Consider the following 15,968-nt stretch of genomic DNA (forward strand, 5'->3'; position numbering starts at 1 on the left):
CGATGTTCGGAAAACGCAAGACGCAGGAATCGACCACCGACGCCGAGCACATCATCGACGAACCGGAAGTCGATCCGGAGACCGGGCTGGTTGGCGCGGCTCGCTTTGAGGACGCGATCCAGAAAGAGATCGCGCGCGGCCTGCGCTACGGATCGAGCAGTGCGCTGGCGATCTTCGAAGTCGGAGTGGCGGAGCGCTCGGCCGGCGGCCCCATCCCGTCGCCCGCGAAGTTTGTCGCAAACGTGTTGCGCAAGGCGGCGCGCTCGTCGGACATCGTGGCGCGAGTTGCGCCGCAGTCGTTCGCGGTTCTCCTGGTGGAGGCTCGGGGCGAAGGTGCCAAACAATTCACCGAACGGGTGCGGACGGGCATCGGATCGAATCCTTACGCCCGTCGGCAGGACGGCACCGGGCTCTTTGCCCGGGCGTGGGCCGGCGTTGCCGAGTGGGAGCCTGCATTCGACTCGGTCGGCGCATACGTCGGGGCCGCGCAGGGTTCGCTCGCGGCAACGTACCGCGGGTACGAAGCCGCCCAGGACTGGTACCGCGGCGAGGGCCTGAACAAGCCGTTCGTCGCCTGAACCTTACCGGGGAGACCAGATGCCCCGTTGGGAGCCTCGAGCCACGGCCTGTGCCGCGGTGAAGCGCTCAACGTACTTCACGTCGGGCGGGAACGTGTCGACGACGGCAAGACCCTCCTCGAGGAGTACCTGGTTCACCAGGCGGCCGTCTTCCAGCCAGACGTAGCGCAGGAGCCGCCGGTACTGGTCTTGCTCCGATATGTCCCGCTCGAGGCAGATTCGCTTCCCACTGACCAGACGGGTATTTCGCGCCGTCGCCTCCGGACCGAATGGCTGCACCGCCTGGCCCGGAGCCACGGTTTCCGGGGTGTCGATGCCGATGTAGCGGACAGGGACATCCGCGGCGCCGATCTCGAAGTCGACTCTGATCGTGTCGCCATCGACGACATGGGCGACCTTCGCCCACTGGCAAACGACTTCCGGTGGAACGCCCGTCGTGGGCGAGTTCCCCGGCCCCGCCTGCGGGCCGTTGGCGCCATCGCCACATCCAACGAGCACACCCGCGCAAGCCGCGACGATGAAGAACGCGGGGGTTCTCACGCCGCCGAACATAGCACTGAACAGCCCGGGCCTCGATACGCCGAACGGCCAGGGATTCGCCTCAAAGAGGGCTGGGCCGTTCCGGAGAACATTTCCAGCGGCCTCGGTGCCGGGCCGGTGACAACGCCCTCACTCTGTGCGCAGTGCCTGTATGGGGTCCAGCCGGCTCGCCCGGAATGCCGGGTAACTCCCGCTGAGGGCGCCGATGCCAGCGGCAACACCGAATGCAACGAAGATGCTCCAGGGCTGGATCACGGTCGTCATGTCCTGGTCGGCAATCGTGCGGCCGTCGATGCCCATGGCGATGCCCACACCGATGGCAATGCCCAGCAATCCACCTCCGATGCAGAGCGCGAGCGCCTCGGTGACGAACTGGGTGACGATGTCTTTCGCCCGCGCGCCAACCGCCCGGCGAAGCCCAATCTCACGAGTCCGCTCAGTGACGCTCACGAGCATGATGTTCATCACTCCGATGCCGCCGACGACGAGCGAAATGCCGGCAATGCTCCCAAGGAGGATGGAGAGCGTGCGGCTCACCTGGGTGGAAGCGCCGAGGAGGTCCTCCTGGCTCTTCACCGTAAAGTCGGCCGTGGTCACCTCGTGACGCTGGATGAGGAAGGCCGTGACATCGGCAATGAGCCGGTCCTGGTTCGCGTTCGGCTGGGCCTGGAGGTTGATTTGGTTGACGCTGACCTGCCCGGAGGCGTTGCGGTTGAAGCCGATACGCGCCTGGATGGTCGAGACAGGGATGTACACGTACGCGTCCGCGGCGCCATCGCCGGAACCGCCTTTTTCCTGCATCACACCGATGACCGTGAAGTTCAGGTTCGTCGGGCCGACCGAGATACGGAGCTTCTGACCAACGGCGCTTCCATCCGGGAACAGCGTGGCCGCGATCTCCGAGCCGAGGACGATGTTCAACGTTTTCTTCGTGACATCGGCGTCGGTGACGAACGTCCCTTCGGCTACCTCGATGCCTCGGACGTCCGGATATCCTGGAGTGGTGCCGATCACGGTGACCTGCTGATTGCCCCCGGATGTGATGACCTGGGCGATGGCGCTGATCTGTGGCGCGACTCCCTTCAGGCCGACGATGCCCGACTCAGCGAGCGCATCGGCATCGGCCTTGGTCAGCGTCTGGCCGCCTCCCGCGGCGCCTCGGGCGCCGCCGTTGGCGCTCCCGCCGGTGGCAGCCGGCTGGATGAAGATGAGGTCCTGGCCGAGGCCACGGATCTGATCCTGGACTCCCTTCTGCGCTCCCTGGCCAACGGCGATAAGCACGATCACGGAGCCGACGCCAATCACCATGCCCAGGGTCGTGAGGAGGCTTCGCAGCCCGTTCGCGGCGATGGCCCGGAAGGCGACGCGGAGAGCATCGAAGATGCTCACGAGACGGCCCATACCGGGCGGCGCGTGTCTTCAACGATCTTGCCGTCACGCATCCGCACCACGCGTTCAGCATGGTCGGCGACAGACTGTTCGTGGGTGACGAGAATGACCGTGATGCCGTGTTCGCGCACGAGGCTTGCAAGGATTCCCATGACCTCTTCACCCGTGCGGGTATCAAGCGCACCGGTCGGCTCATCAGCGAGGATGACTCTCGGGTTGACAACGAGGGTCCGGGCGATGGCAACGCGCTGTTGCTGACCGCCCGACATCTCGGTGGGCTTGTGTTTCATCCGGTCACCGAGTCCCACCGCGACGAGTGCCTGCTTTGCCCGGACACGGCGGTTCTTTACCTTCCGGTAGACCAGCGGAAGCTCCACCTGTTCGATGGCGTTCATCCGGGGGAGCAGGTTGTACTGCTGGAAAACGAACCCGAAGACGCCGGCCCTCAATCGGGTGCGGCTGTCGTCATCCATCTTGCCGACGTCGTGACCCTCGAAGTAGTACTTGCCACCCGTGGGGCGATCGAGGCAGCCAAGGACGTTCATCATGGTGCTCTTGCCGGAGCCCGAGGCCCCCATGATGGCGATGAATTCGCCGCGCTGGATCTCGAGGTCTACCCCATCGAGCGCGGCGACGACCTCGGTGCCCGTCCGATAGTGACGGCTTAAGTTCTCCAACCGGATCACCTCACACCGCCGGTGGCGCCGGTGCCCCCACCACCAGTTGCACCAGGAGGTCCGCCCTGGAACCCGCCCTGCTGAGGGTTGGTCTGCACCGCCGTGGTTGATGTCGCGGCGGTGGTTGTCCCGACGACCACGACTTCGCCTTCCGTGAGGCCGGAGGTGACGATGGTGTTGGTACCGTCAGTCGCCCCGGTCTGGATGACCCGTGCTTCAGTGGTGCCGTCCTCCTTCTTCACCGTGACGGACTTCGCGGTACCGACGCTGCGAATAGCTGTGCTCGGAATGAGGAGGACGTTTTCGGAGATGCTTTTGAGGATCGTGACACTGGCGTTCATGCCAGGCGTCGGAAGGGGTGCAGTGAGGAGAGCCTGCAAGATCCCGCTCGCCCCACCCTGGCCCGCGCCTTGCTGTCCTGTCGGGCCACTGCCAGTAACGCCGGGAGTGCGCTGGGGGCCAGCGCCACCGGCCCCTGGAGTCCGATTCGCATTCGGCCCCGCCGCACCGGGCGTGCCACTGGCGGCTCCGGGGGCGCCACCAGTCCCGGTTCGCGCCCCTCGCGTGATCCCGGTCAGGCGTGCGAGCGCCTGGGATGCACCCTGCTGGGTTGCCGGGTCGCTGAGCTGTGCGGACGAAAGGATCTCGGCCTGGACCTGGTAGCTGACGACGCCCTGCGTGGTCGTCGGCGTTGGGTTTACGGCCGTGATCCGGACCACGTAGGTGTACCCACTGAGCGCATCGAAAGTTGCCGTACCGTACTGCCCTGCGGCGAGGCCGACGAAGTCCGCTTCCTGGACGGAGATGTCGATACGCATTGCGTCGGTGTTGGTGATTGTGAATGCGGCCGTCGAGCCTGACACGTTGTCGCCCACGGCGATGCCAACGGCGGTGATCGTGCCCGAGAACGGCGCCTTGAGGACGACCGCATCAACCGCGGACTTGGCCGTATCGTAAGCGAGTTGGGCCGACCTCACGGCATCTTGCTGCTGCGCGACGGTGATGGCGTCAGCACCTTTCACCAGGTCTTCGTACTTCTGTTGTGCCGCGAGGACCGATGCGTTCGCCGAGGTGACTGACGACTGAAGCTGTTGCTGTTCGAGTGCCGACTTCGGTTGGTCGAGGGCCGCGCGCTTGTCGGTGGCCGTAGCAAGCGACTTCTCAGCATTGGTCACGCTTACCAGCGAGTTGTTGTAGCTGTTGTTCGCCGAAACAAACGAACTGGCAGCTGAACCGACGGCAGCGGTCGCGGGAGTCCGAATCTCGGCCACGAGCGAGTCGATCTTGAATTGCGTCAGCGGAAGGTCGGTCTGGTAGCAGGCTTCGACCAGCCGGTTGTCGGTGCTGCAGTAGCCGCGCTGCGCCGAAATGAGCGAGATCCAGGCGCTCTGTACCTGGTTCTTCGCACTGGTCAGGCTCTGTTCAGCCGTGGCGACGGCTGCGTCGGCGCTGACGATTGCGTCGGCGTCGGCCCCAGGCTGGGCCTTCCGCAGGTTCTCTTCGGCGTTCGCCAACTGCACCATGGCGGTCGCAATAGATGCCTGGGCCGTCGCCAGTTCGCTGACTGTCGCAGGTTCCAGAAGATCCCCGAGCTTCAACTGGGCCGACGAGAGTGAGATCTGGGCCGACTCGAGCTTGCGCTGAAGGTCGGTCGAATCCAGAGTCGCGAGCACCTGACCGGCCTCGACCCTTTCACCCAATTTTGCGGTGATGGAGGTGACCTTCGCCGACGTGGAGAATGTCAGCTTCGACGTCAGCGTCGAAGCCGCCGTGCCGGTCGTGCTGAGCGTCGTCGTCAGTGTGCCGAGTGCGGCAGTCGAAGTCTGCTGCTCCGTGACCTGGGCGACCTGGGCCTCGCCACGCAGGAAGAAGTACCAGTAGCCGCCGGCAACCGCCCCTGCCAGGATGACCAGACCGGCCAAGAGTCCGAGCTTGCGGCGCAGCCAAGAGCCTTCTTCGTCGAAGTCGCCACTAAGCGGCGACGAGAATTCGGTCACAGGATCCTCCGTGCGGCTCGGACGGCCTCCGGGCCATCTCTCCACGCCGTATTGCACAGGCGGATGCTGAGAGCATGCTGAGAATTCACCGGGAGAATCTCGCGGGTTTGGTTCCGGCCGACCGGAAAGAACGCTCCTCCCAGCCGTTTCTCAGGGACTTCTAAGGAAAGTCCAACAGAATCGGGTCAAACTGGAACGAGCCTGTCCCGACAGGGGGATGATCATTGGCATCGATTTCCGAAGGTGGCGGCCGGCACGGAGAACCGGCTGCCCGGGTGCTCGTAGTTGACGACGAAGAACCGATTACCGACCTGGTGGCCACGGCGCTGAGGTATGAAGGCTTCGATGTTGCCACGGCCGAGGCCGGGAGGGATGCGCTCGCCCGCATCCGGACGTACCGGCCGGACGTTGTTGTCCTCGACGTCATGCTTCCGGATATCGATGGGTTCGAAGTCATCAGGCGAATGACGGCCGAAGGCCTGCGGGTGCCGGTACTGTTCCTGACGGCCCGGGACACCACAGAAGACCGGGTCCACGGGCTGACCCTGGGCGCGGACGACTATATCTGCAAGCCCTTCAGCCTGGCCGAACTGGTCGCGCGGGTACGAGTCGCGCTGCGGCGCGGACAACGCCAGGGCGAGGGCGACGACCTTCGATTCGCAAACCTGGAAATGGACACCGAGACGATGGAGGTCCGCCGGGGGGACCGCATCATCGACCTGACTCCGACCGAATTCAAACTCCTGAGGTACCTGCTCCTCAACGCCCGGCGCGTGCTCTCCAAGGAGCAAATCATCGACCACGTTTGGAACTATGACTTCAACGGCGACGCGCGAATCGTCGAAACCTACGTGAGCTACTTGCGGCGCAAGGTCGATACTGGCGAATCTCCCCTCATCCACACGGTGCGGGGCTTCGGCTACTCGCTGAGACTGGCAAGGGAATGACGCGCTTCTCCCTTCGAACGCGCCTGATGGTCGGCCTCATCGCGGTCGTAGCGGTCGGCCTCGGGGTGTCCGAGGTCGCGACGTATTACTCGGTCCGCTCGTTCATGCTCAAGCGCGTGGATGAACAGGTTGCCGCCGCCAGGGGGCCGGCCATCGGCAGACTGCTGGTTGGAGACCGATTCTTCGCCCCTGCGCCACCTTTGGACACCGGGCCATCCGCGCCGGAGGGGCTCGCCCCTGCCGATAGCGATCCCGGGTCGACAGCGCCGACGACAGATGGCACACCAGAAGCGCGCGGGGAGCGAGGGGGCGGACAGCCAAGAGGGGCCCCCCAGAACTTCACTGCGAGCCTTCCCCCCGGCACATACGCGGAGGTCCGGTTCGCGGAAGCGGCGCCGCGGGCGACATCGTTCGGCTTCGATGAGACCTACCCCATCCCGGCGCTCCCCCAGGATGTCGAATCGCTCGCGAACGGCGGGATCCTGACGGTGGACGCCGTCGATTCGAACGAGCACTTCCGCGTCAGTGTGACGACTGCCGCCGATGGTGAGGCAGTATTGCTGGTCGCAGTCCCGATGACCGAGTTCGACACGACTATGGACCAGCTGCAGCTGATCGGCGCCGGAGTGACCGCGGGCGTGCTCCTGCTGCTCGCAGGCCTCGCGTTCTGGCTGGTCCGGCTTGGGTTGCGGCCGCTGGATGAATTCGCGGTGACAGCCGCGAATGTGGCAGCGGGAGACATGTCCCAGCGGATGGCAGTCGGGAATCCTCGCACGGAAATTGGCCGACTGGGCACCGCGATGAACGAGATGCTCGAAGACCTGGAGGAGGCCTTTCGCCGCAGGGAACGGTCCGAGGAGCAGCTTCGGCGCTTCCTCGCAGACGCCTCGCACGAATTGCGGACGCCGCTTACATCGATCCGCGGCTACGCCGAGCTCTTCGGACGCGGTGCGCAAGCACGTCCCGAAGACCTCGAGAAGGTAATGAACCGCATCACCCAGCAGTCCGAACGCATGAGCCACATCGTGGAGGACCTGCTCCTGCTCGCGAGGCTGGACGGCGACCGCCCGCTCGAACGTGAGTGTGTGGATATCACGGCAATCGCCGGCGACGTCGTGGAAGACGCCCGTCATCGCCAGCCCGAACGGTTGATCCGGTTCGCCGCGCCGGGACCGGTGGTCGTCACCGGGGATTCCAACAGGCTCTACCAGGTCGTCAACAACCTGGTTACGAACGCGCTGACACATACCCCGACGGAGACTGAAGTTGACGTCTCGCTCCGCCTGGACGGTGCGGCAGCCGTCATCGAAGTTCGCGACGCCGGTCCCGGGATCAAAGACCGGGACCGCGGCCACGTGTTCGAGCCGTTCTACCGGGCGTCCGCCGGGAGAGGACGAGACCGCGGTGGATCCGGGCTGGGGCTGGCCATCGTTAAAGCGATCGTCGAAGCCCACGATGGCTCCGTCTCGGTCGAAGCGGCAGAACCGCAAGGGGCGGCGTTCGCCGTTAGACTGCCGGCGGCCGGATGACGCCGACGCCCCAGCAGTCCCACATTAGCGAACTGCGAGGCCGGTCCGGGAGTCCCAGGTGCCTCGAACCGGCCCCTTCGTCGACGTGACGCTGAAGCCTGTCTTCGCGATGTTGATCGTCACGCCGCCGGGCAACGCTATCGTTTGGCGGTTGCGGGCTCGCTTCGTCGTAGCCCGAGAGCGAGTTGTCGCCCGGCGGCGAACCGTCTTCGTGCGGGAGCGTTTCACGGCGGGCCGGGCAGGGCTTCGCCGTTTCACAGCCCGGGGGCGGGGTTTGGTCGCGCGGGCGCGTGTGGCGGCCTTTCTTCGGGCGTTCTTCGCCGTGGTCATTCGACGTCCACCCGGCGCGGAGATTCGAGGGGGGATGCGAGCCGAATCAATTTGAAGAACATTGAGATCCTCTCATGCAATTCTCACACGAATATGCTGCGATCAGTGGCGAAGATGAAAATTCTATTGGTCGAAGATGAAGCGCGTCTCGCCACGGCCGTCCGCCGGGTGTTGGACGAAGAAGGCTATGCCATCGATTGGGCAGCCGACGGTGCTGACGGTCTCGCACGAGCAGAAGCGGGCGAGTACGACATCATCCTTCTCGACGTCATGCTTCCTTCGTACGACGGGTACGAAATCGCCCGCCGACTGCGCTCCGATGGCTCGACAGTCCCGATCCTGATGCTGACGGCACGGGACGGGATCCAGGACCGTGTCCGCGGTCTTGATTCGGGCGCGGACGACTATCTCGTCAAGCCGTTTGCCCTGGCGGAGCTTCTCGCTCGCGTCCGCGCCCTGGGCCGCCGCGCGAAGATGGGGGGCGCAACCGAGTCTCCGACCCTTGCTGTGGCGGACCTTGAGTTGGACCTGCGCTCTCGCGAGGCGCGCCGGGGGACGCGAAGGATCGAACTCACGGCCCGCGAATTCGGGCTGCTCGAAACACTGATGCGCCATCCGAACCAGGTGATGACACGGTCCCAGTTACTGGACTCAGTTTGGAGTTACGACTCGATCACCGAGTCGAACGTCGTCGATATCTATATCCACTACCTTCGCAACAAGATCGACAAGGGGTTCGACAAGAAGTTGATCCGCACCGTCCGTGGCATGGGCTACGCGATCCGGGCCGACTGATGTTCAAACGCGCACGCCTCGTCCTCGCCACGTGGTTCACACTCGCCTTGGCTGTCACGCTCCTCGCGGTGGGCGGAGTCTCGTACGTCCTCATCCGCGACGACCTCGACAACGAGATCGACGAGAGCCTTACCTCGACGGTCGCCACCGTGAATGACCTCGACCCCTTCCAGGACCGTAGTCCAGGCGAGACTCACGGCCCCCGAGGGGGAGGGCCAAGCCAGGCTTCGACGCAGACGGGCGGCGAACAGGCAGTGGACTACGACCGTCTTCCGCCGGGCGTACCGAGTGACGTCTTCATCGTCTACACGGACGGTGAGGGCAACATCCTCGGTAATCCTCGAGGTGTCGACATCGACGATGTCGAGTTTGGCGATCTCTGCGTGGAGGGGAGTACCGATTGGAGCACTTCCGAAGTTTCCACCGCGACCGGACACTACCGTTTCATCAGCCTTCCGGACGATAGAGCGGGCGAGTGGATCCACATCGGGCGCTCGTTGGAAGCGCGCGACCGCCAACTCCGGACGCTCTCGATGGTCTTCCTGATAGGTGGTCTCGGTGGAGTGGCCGCGTCGGCAGCCGGGGGTCTGTGGCTCGCGGGGGTCGCACTCAAACCGATCAGGGCTTCCTTCGAGCGGCAGCGGCGCTTCGTCTCCGATGCATCGCATGAACTGCGAACGCCGCTTGCGGTGCTCCGGGCGAACGGCGAGTTGCTGCAACGCCATCCGCAAGACACGGTTGCCCAGAACATCGACCAGGTGGACGCGATCACCGCGGAAGCCGAAGCGATGACCAAACTCGTCGAAGACCTCCTGCTTCTTGCGAGAGCGGACGAAGGGGCGGCGAACCTCGCTCATGAACCGGTCGCGCTTGGAGCGGTAGCTGAAGAACTCGGGCGAGATATGGAGGCCCTGGCGAAACAGCGCGGCATCCTCCTGCAGGTGGAGGCGGAGCCGGTGGAAGTCGACGGCGACCGCCATCGATTGCGGCAGCTCGGCGCGATCCTCCTGGACAACGCGTTGAAATACACCCCCGCCGGCGGCACGGTCTCGTTGCGGTGTGCACGGGCGGGCAGGTGGGTCGAGCTGTCGGTGACCGACACCGGACCTGGAATCCCCACCGCCGAACAAACGAAGATTTTCGATCGGTTTGTGCGGGCCGATAGCGCCCGCACGCGGTCGGCAGGCGGCACAGGATTGGGGCTGGCGATCGCAAAGTGGATAGCGGAGGCTCATGGCGGACGCATTGCCGTCGAATCCCATCCCGGCCATGGAGCGAGGTTCACGGTCCGGGTCCCCGTCTCCGACTAAGTCGCGGGCGGCGTTCGAACCAGCGCGCCGCGGCCGGGATCTCCCTGCTGAATCCACCGAACCGGTCCGCCCAGGAGAAACCTCCAACCGCACGTGAAGTCCCGCTGTAGAATCCGCTTCATCATTGCCGCGGAGGACACATCGTGCCTGGAACCACCGACCAGTACGAAGGCATGATTGCCGAGACCATCCGAATCCCTGGCCACAACGGCGACCGGATCCACGCCTACTATGCCCATCCGATCGGGCCTGGCCCCTTCCCCAGCGTCGTCTGGCTCCACCACTTCCCCGGGTGGGACGAGTGGTCGAAGGAGACTGCGCGGAAGCTCGCCTACCACGGATACGCGACGCTCGCGCCAGACCTCTACTGCCGCGATGGCCACGGCGCTCCTGAAGACATGGCCGCCAGAGTGCGTGCGAATGGCGGCGTGCCAGACGCGCAAGTGGTCGGGGACGCAGCGGCTTGCCGTGACTTCCTGCGATCACAACCGAACTCGAACGGGAAGGTCGGCGTGACCGGCACCTGCTCGGGCGGCCGGCACGCCGTACTGGCAGCGAGTTGCGCCCCGGGTTACAACGCGCTCATCGACTTCTGGGGCGGGGGCGTGGTCGTCCGCCCGGAGGACCTGACGGCGATGCGGCCAGTCGCGCCGGTGGACTACACGAAGGACCTGGACTGCCCGATCCTCGGGATCTTCGGGAACGATGACCGCGCGCCAACCCCGGAGCAGGTGGACATCCACGAAGCGGAGCTGAAGAAGCATGGAAAGACGTACGAGTTCCACCGCTACGACGGCGCGGGACACGGATTCTTCTATTACGACCGGCCGCAGGCCTATCGCGCCGAACAGGCAGTCGATGGTTGGCGCAAAGTGCTGGACTTCTTCCAGCGGAACCTGGGGAACTGAGGATGTGCACGAACATCGTCGAACGCACGAACGTCAGCGGTGGGGGCCGCGGCGCTCAAGGCTGGTTCACCCTCGCCGAGGTGTCGGTGAGCTACGACCACCCTTTCCATGTCCAGCTCGAACATGCGCTCAACATCGACTTCACAAATGAGTCCGCGGGCGTTGGCGCACGCGTGGCGGTCGAGCTGACCCTGGAATCAGCAAAGGAACTCGCCAGGGCACTGAAAGCGGCCGTCGAGCGGGCCGACCAGTATGAAGCGACCGGTTACGCGTGACCCAGACGTGTGAGCGCGAGGTCTAAGGAAATACCTTAGAAAAAGCGAGCGCTGCCGGTTCACTTCGAAGATTGGCGTGCCGATAACCCCGGTGGGAGCCATGAGCAACGGGCGGGTTCAACCGGCGCCAGGGGTGTGCAGCGCATGACCAGTTCGCAGTCTCTCACGAGCCTGATGGAGTCCTCCCGTTTGCCGACGATCCCGGCGGTGGCGATGGAAATCATCGGGCTCGTTCAGCGGCCCGACATAGACATCGAAGTCCTTTCGGCGACGATTGCTCGTGACCCGGCGCTGGCTGCGCGCGTACTGAAGACGGCAAACTCCGGGTTCTACGGCCGGCCACGGTCCGTGAGCCGCCTTCGCGATGCGGTCATTGTTCTTGGCCTGCGGAGCGTGAAGACGCTGGCCCTTGGATTCTCGTTGGTCGGGAACATGCGGAAGCAAGGAGCGCGAGGGGGCGTCGATCACACCCGCGTTTGGCAGCGTAGCCTGCTCACCGCGGCGGCGGCACGCGCCGTCGCCACGCGTGCAGGCTACGCCTGCAGTGACGAAGCCTTCCTCGGAGGTCTGCTGCACTTGATCGGCGTCATCGCCCTGGACCAGGCACTGGGTGAGGAATACCGGGAGCTCGGCGAGTCGGCAGGAGACGACCTCGCCAAACTCCGGGCAACCGAACGATCCCGGTACGGATTCGACCATGCGGAAGCCGGAGCCGCACTCGCCGAGAAATGGAACCTCCCCGAGGCGTTGATCACCGCGATCCGGATGTTCCCGAAGCCCGATGCCGCGGACCGGGACTTCCGGGAGATCGTCCGATGCGTCGCAACCGGCGAAGCCGCGGCCGACCTGATCCTCACTGATGACACCGGGGCCGCTCTTTCTCGTTTCCGCTGGGACTGCGAGCAGCTCTTTGGAATCGAAGCGGAAGGAGCCGATGAACTCATCGCCAAGTTCATGGCGGATGCCGCGGTGCTGGGGACGATGCTTGACGTACCGGCCAGCGCGCTAAGCCCTGAAGACGTCCTCGCCAACGCACAGGAAGCGCTGCTCCAGATGAGCCTGGAATCGGAGCGGGAGAACGCCCAGCTCCAAGCGGACCGCGAACGGCTGACGATCGAAGCCTCGACCGATGCCCTCACCGGGCTCGCGAACCGGCGGCACATGGAAGAGTACCTCGCCGAGCAGTTCCGAATCTCCAGCCGTTACGGCACGCCGCTGAGCCTGATCCTGTTCGACATCGACCGGTTCAAAGGCGTGAACGACGAATACGGCCACCCCGCGGGCGACCAGGTCCTGCGCGAAGTCGCGGCTGTTCTCCAGCGCACGATGCGCGATGCAGACTTGTGCGCGCGATACGGCGGCGAGGAGTTCGTGGCAATCCTCCCCGCGACCTCCATTGAGGGAGCGGAAGAATCGGCGGAGCGAGTCCGAGTAGCGGTCGAAAGGCAGGCAATGCTAGCCGGCGGCGCCAAGTTATCCGTGACGATCAGCGCCGGGGTGGGAAGCTACCGTACCGGAGAGCAACCGAGTCACGATTGGTTGCTGAAGGAAGCTGACATGGCCCTTTACGAGGCGAAGCGATCGGGTCGAAACCGCGTGCGCCGCTTCGAGGTCGTCGAGGCGGCATCGCCCTGGAGCGTGGCTGGCTAGGCCCGTTGAGAGCGGACCAACATCCGCCCGCGTAGACTCGCCCCCCGAGGCGTTTGCCTCCAGGGGTGTGTTATGACGAACCGATTCGATCTCTCCGGGAAGGTCGCCCTGGTAACCGGCGGGAGCCGCGGGCTCGGACGTGAAATGGTCCTGGCTTTCGCGGAAAACGGCGCCGACGTCGTTATCGCCAGCCGCAAGCTCGATTCCTGCGAAGAACTCGCCGCTGAGGTGACGAGTTCGTTTCCCGGACGGCGGGCGCTGCCGATTGCCTGTCACGTTGGTGATTGGAAACAGGTCGAGGCACTGGCGGAGGCGGCCTACGCCGAGTTTGGGCGGGTCGACGTGCTCGTGAACAACGCCGGGATGTCGCCCGTCTACGACCACGTCAGCAATGTGACTGAAGCGCTCTACGACAAGGTCCTCGACGTGAACCTCAAGGGTCCATTCCGCCTCACCTCGGTAGTGGGAACGAGGATGGCCGCCGGCGAGGGCGGAGCAATCATCATGGTTTCGAGCACGGCCTCCCAACACCCCGGGGCGAACGTTATCCCCTACGCTGCGGCGAAGGCGGGTGTGAACGCCATGACCGTGGGGTTCGCGCGCCACTTCGCCCCGAAAGTGCGCGTCAACTGCATCGTCCCGGGACCGTTCCTTACTGACATCTCGAAGGCATGGGATATGGACGACTTCAACGAACGTGCAGCGACGACGATTCCGTTGCAGCGGGGAGGCGAACCACAGGAAATCGTCGGCGCGGCGCTGTACTTCGCCTCCAACGCCTCGAGCTACAGCACCGGCGCACTGCTCACGGTCGCTGGTGGCAGCGGCATTTGAAGCACCGCCGCGTTCGCCAAGCAGGGACAGAACGCTCAACGGATGGATAGTCGGCCCAGACGGCGACAGGGGAACTACCGGCCCCGGAAAGTGGGGTCAGCCTGGTCTATCCAGCAGTCGGCGAAGCGATGCTGATAGCCGTCGGCGGTGTCGAGGGGGAAGCCTTTCACGTAGGGCCAGGCGAGGGAGACGACGCGCTCGGAGACCAGGTTCACGCCGACGTTTAGGGCAAGCAAGCGCCTCTGGATGTTGTATCCAATTTCGCGCCGGGCGTTCTTATCCAGCTCCACACGCTGGGCGTCGATCATCGCGGTCATCTCCGCATCGCGAAGGGGAAAGCTGTTCTTCGTCCCATTGGCGTGGAAGTACGGATAGACCCAGTCGTCGAGGTCGATCCAGCCGTTATCGGGCGCGGCCGCCCAGGGAGCCTCGCCAGTGAGCAGTAGCCGGGCGAGCTCGGCGAGAGGGAGCGGAACGACCCTCACCTGTTCGAGTCCGAGGCTCTCCGCGAGTTGCGCTTTGATGGTGGCGCCGAACTCGAGCGCCGCCTCTGTCTCCTGGAGCACGAAGAGCGGGAGGTCGTCTTTGAGCTTTTTTTCGCTCTTGAACGCCTCCAGGAGCGCCCTGGCCTCGCGGAGGTCTTCGCCCCGGCCCCCGGCGCCTGGGCGGTACCCCGGCGAGGTCGTCAGCTCGGTCTCGGGCAAGGCCCAGTCGGTCATCGGCCAGCTCACCCAGGGGTTCACGCCGCCCGACCCACCGAAGAACTTATCGATCATTGCCCGGCGGTCCAGGGCGATTGTGACGGCCGAGCGGAATCGAAGGTCGTTGAACGGATCGTTCCCGAGGGAGAAGCGCATACCGAAGAACTGGGAGTGGCCCACCGTCGTTTCAGTAAGCTGCGGGATGGCCTTCTTGAGCTTGTCGGCAAGGACGCGACCAACAGTCGCCGCATCGACTTCGCGAGTGCGCAGGGCACCTTCGACCGTCGCGGTAGACGCTGGCTGGACCAGTGACACACCATCGAGGTTTGGACGCCGGTCTCCGCCGTGCCAATTTGGGTTGCGGCGGACACTGGCGTGCCTGCCATCCACCCATTCGACCCACTGGAACGGGCCGCTGCCGACTTGTGCTGTGGACCCGATGTCGTTCTTATCTCCGGAGACCTCGGGAGCGACGATGAAGCTATGGACGTCGGCGAAGAGGTGGTGCAACGCCGCCATCGGTGACTTCAGCTTGAAGGTGACGGTGCGTTCATTCGGTATGTCAATTCCATCGATGACGGACCATTGAGCTTTTCGGACGAAGGATTGGTCCCCGGCGAGTTGCCGCTCGATGGAGTACTTCACATCCGCAGCCGTGACAGAACGGCCATTGAGGGGGGCCAGTTCGTGCCAACGGGCGTTGGGGTTCAGCCGGAAGACCATGGTCTGGCCGTCAGGCATCTCCGGCATGGCCGCGGCGAGGTCCGGGACAATGGCTCCCTTGGCCTGGTCCTGATAGGCGAGCAGGCGGCTGTAGATGAGCGCCTGATGGCCGTAGAACGGACCGGCCTGGGTCTTGTGGGGGTCGAAAGTCTGGTCGCGAGCGACGAAGCCCGTGAACCGGAGCGTCTCACCACGTTTCCCATCCTGTTGGCGCGGAGTGGGGCTGGCGCCGGGCGTCCCATTTTCTATCTCAGTGGGCGTGGGTGCCGGCGAATCGCCGTCGCCATCACTGCAGCGAAGCGCTGCCAATCCAGCCGCGCCAGCCGTGGCGCCCATGGCGCCCAGCATCCAGCGGCGGGAAACGCGCTTCTCCCCGAGCCGTTCCCTCATCATCGGAGACTCCATACTACGACCGGCTGCGGTTAGATATCGCGAAGGTCCGAGCTCCGTGGGCAGACGCCAGCGTCAAACCGGCCGGGTAGGCACCCGCCGGGAGACGTCCACAATCCGCCTGGAAGCAGCGGGAAGCGGGGCCAGCGCGCGGTCTAGATGTAGTTCCCACGAGGGTTGTTGACACGGAGAGGGCCTCCCTGTTGGTTTGTGGTTGCGAAGACCCAGACCGAAAGAAGGACCCTCTCCATGGCTCATGCTAAGGCGAAGTTGAACGAGTACGCGCGGATGCTGCTGGTCACCCGGCTGGAAAGCGGTTGGACACAGGCGCAGGTCGCTGAGGCTCAGGGAGTCTCGCGCAGTACCGTGGCCAAGTGGTGGAAGCGGTATCGCGA

The 15,968-nt window shown here is 64.7% G+C and carries 15 protein-coding genes; 10 read left to right on the plus strand and 5 right to left on the minus strand.

Annotation, left to right across the window (positions count from 1 at the left end; all coding sequences use genetic code 11):
- Window positions 1-2 precede the first annotated feature (2 nt).
- A complete protein-coding gene (locus tag IPG14_RS04115) occupies window positions 3-578 on the plus strand; it encodes a diguanylate cyclase (RefSeq protein ID WP_343388203.1) in 576 nt (191 codons plus the stop codon).
- Between the two features lie 3 nt (window positions 579-581).
- Here IPG14_RS04115 and IPG14_RS04120 read toward each other — a convergent pair whose 3' ends face one another.
- The 4 genes from IPG14_RS04120 to IPG14_RS04135 all read right to left on the minus strand — a co-directional run bounded on the left by IPG14_RS04120 (window position 582) and on the right by IPG14_RS04135 (window position 5,181).
- A complete protein-coding gene (locus tag IPG14_RS04120) occupies window positions 582-1,118 on the minus strand; it encodes a thermonuclease family protein (RefSeq protein WP_343388204.1) in 537 nt (178 codons plus the stop codon).
- A gap of 129 nt (window positions 1,119-1,247) precedes the next feature.
- Window positions 1,248-2,507, minus strand: coding sequence for an ABC transporter permease (locus IPG14_RS04125; RefSeq protein WP_343385304.1), 1,260 nt, complete (start codon window positions 2,505-2,507; stop codon window positions 1,248-1,250).
- Window positions 2,504-3,193: an ABC transporter ATP-binding protein gene (locus IPG14_RS04130; RefSeq protein WP_343385305.1), complete on the minus strand. Its 690-nt coding sequence runs from the start codon at window positions 3,191-3,193 to the stop codon at window positions 2,504-2,506. Before IPG14_RS04130 ends, IPG14_RS04125 begins: the two co-directional genes overlap by 4 nt.
- On the minus strand, window positions 3,190-5,181 hold the full coding sequence (locus IPG14_RS04135; protein WP_343388207.1) for an HlyD family efflux transporter periplasmic adaptor subunit: 1,992 nt from the start codon (window positions 5,179-5,181) through the stop codon (window positions 3,190-3,192). The genes IPG14_RS04130 and IPG14_RS04135 overlap by 4 nt, the downstream gene beginning before the upstream one ends.
- A gap of 224 nt (window positions 5,182-5,405) precedes the next feature.
- On the opposite strand from IPG14_RS04135, the gene IPG14_RS04140 reads away from it, so the two are divergent.
- From IPG14_RS04140 to IPG14_RS04180, 9 genes are all read left to right on the plus strand, one after another.
- On the plus strand, window positions 5,406-6,128 hold the full coding sequence (locus IPG14_RS04140) for a response regulator transcription factor (RefSeq protein WP_343390969.1): 723 nt from the start codon (window positions 5,406-5,408) through the stop codon (window positions 6,126-6,128).
- The gene (locus IPG14_RS04145) at window positions 6,125-7,657 is read left to right on the plus strand and encodes a HAMP domain-containing sensor histidine kinase (protein WP_343390970.1); all 1,533 of its coding nucleotides are present in this window, start codon (window positions 6,125-6,127) and stop codon (window positions 7,655-7,657) included. Before IPG14_RS04140 ends, IPG14_RS04145 begins: the two co-directional genes overlap by 4 nt.
- A gap of 58 nt (window positions 7,658-7,715) precedes the next feature.
- Window positions 7,716-8,042 carry a hypothetical protein gene (locus IPG14_RS04150; RefSeq protein WP_343390971.1) on the plus strand — a complete coding sequence of 109 codons (327 nt, stop codon included), beginning with the start codon at window positions 7,716-7,718 and terminating at the stop codon, window positions 8,040-8,042.
- 59 nt (window positions 8,043-8,101) lie between these two features.
- Window positions 8,102-8,782 (plus strand): response regulator transcription factor, encoded by a 681-nt coding sequence (locus tag IPG14_RS04155; RefSeq protein WP_343385834.1) that lies wholly within the window; start codon window positions 8,102-8,104, stop codon window positions 8,780-8,782.
- The gene (locus tag IPG14_RS04160; protein WP_343390972.1) at window positions 8,782-10,092 is read left to right on the plus strand and encodes a HAMP domain-containing sensor histidine kinase; all 1,311 of its coding nucleotides are present in this window, start codon (window positions 8,782-8,784) and stop codon (window positions 10,090-10,092) included. The genes IPG14_RS04155 and IPG14_RS04160 overlap by 1 nt, the downstream gene beginning before the upstream one ends.
- Before the next feature lie 143 nt (window positions 10,093-10,235).
- Complete coding sequence (locus tag IPG14_RS04165; protein WP_343385310.1) at window positions 10,236-11,000, plus strand: dienelactone hydrolase family protein; 765 nt, start codon at window positions 10,236-10,238, stop codon at window positions 10,998-11,000.
- A gap of 2 nt (window positions 11,001-11,002) precedes the next feature.
- Window positions 11,003-11,275, plus strand: a complete 273-nt coding sequence (locus IPG14_RS04170) for a DUF6295 family protein (protein WP_343390973.1) — start codon at window positions 11,003-11,005, stop codon at window positions 11,273-11,275.
- Between the two features lie 144 nt (window positions 11,276-11,419).
- The gene (locus IPG14_RS04175) at window positions 11,420-12,925 is read left to right on the plus strand and encodes a GGDEF domain-containing protein (RefSeq protein WP_343385312.1); all 1,506 of its coding nucleotides are present in this window, start codon (window positions 11,420-11,422) and stop codon (window positions 12,923-12,925) included.
- A gap of 72 nt (window positions 12,926-12,997) precedes the next feature.
- On the plus strand, window positions 12,998-13,759 hold the full coding sequence (locus tag IPG14_RS04180; protein ID WP_343390974.1) for a glucose 1-dehydrogenase: 762 nt from the start codon (window positions 12,998-13,000) through the stop codon (window positions 13,757-13,759).
- Window positions 13,760-13,833: 74 nt separating this feature from the next.
- On the opposite strand, the gene IPG14_RS04185 is transcribed toward IPG14_RS04180, so the two are convergent.
- Entirely contained in the window at window positions 13,834-15,573 is a 1,740-nt protein-coding gene (locus IPG14_RS04185) for an ABC transporter substrate-binding protein (RefSeq protein ID WP_343390975.1), read from the minus strand.
- Between the last annotated feature and the right edge of the window lie 395 nt (window positions 15,574-15,968).

Origin of the sequence: Candidatus Amarobacter glycogenicus, from assembly GCF_016704105.1 — a bacterium.
Taxonomy (GTDB): Bacteria; Chloroflexota; Dehalococcoidia; order Tepidiformales; family Tepidiformaceae; genus Amarobacter; species Amarobacter glycogenicus.

Excerpts from the sequence above, each read along its gene's own strand:
- IPG14_RS04155 (WP_343385834.1), top strand. The coding sequence starts at position 8,102 with ATGAAAATTCTATTGGTCGAAGATGAAGCGCGTCTCGCCACGGCCGTC.
- IPG14_RS04180 (WP_343390974.1), top strand. The coding sequence starts at position 12,998 with ATGACGAACCGATTCGATCTCTCCGGGAAGGTCGCCCTGGTAACCGGC.
- IPG14_RS04185 (WP_343390975.1), bottom strand. The coding sequence starts at position 15,573 with ATGAGGGAACGGCTCGGGGAGAAGCGCGTTTCCCGCCGCTGGATGCTG.
- IPG14_RS04160 (WP_343390972.1), top strand. The coding sequence starts at position 8,782 with ATGTTCAAACGCGCACGCCTCGTCCTCGCCACGTGGTTCACACTCGCC.
- IPG14_RS04170 (WP_343390973.1), top strand. The coding sequence starts at position 11,003 with ATGTGCACGAACATCGTCGAACGCACGAACGTCAGCGGTGGGGGCCGC.
- IPG14_RS04115 (WP_343388203.1), top strand. The coding sequence starts at position 3 with ATGTTCGGAAAACGCAAGACGCAGGAATCGACCACCGACGCCGAGCAC.
- IPG14_RS04145 (WP_343390970.1), top strand. The coding sequence starts at position 6,125 with ATGACGCGCTTCTCCCTTCGAACGCGCCTGATGGTCGGCCTCATCGCG.
- IPG14_RS04175 (WP_343385312.1), top strand. The coding sequence starts at position 11,420 with ATGACCAGTTCGCAGTCTCTCACGAGCCTGATGGAGTCCTCCCGTTTG.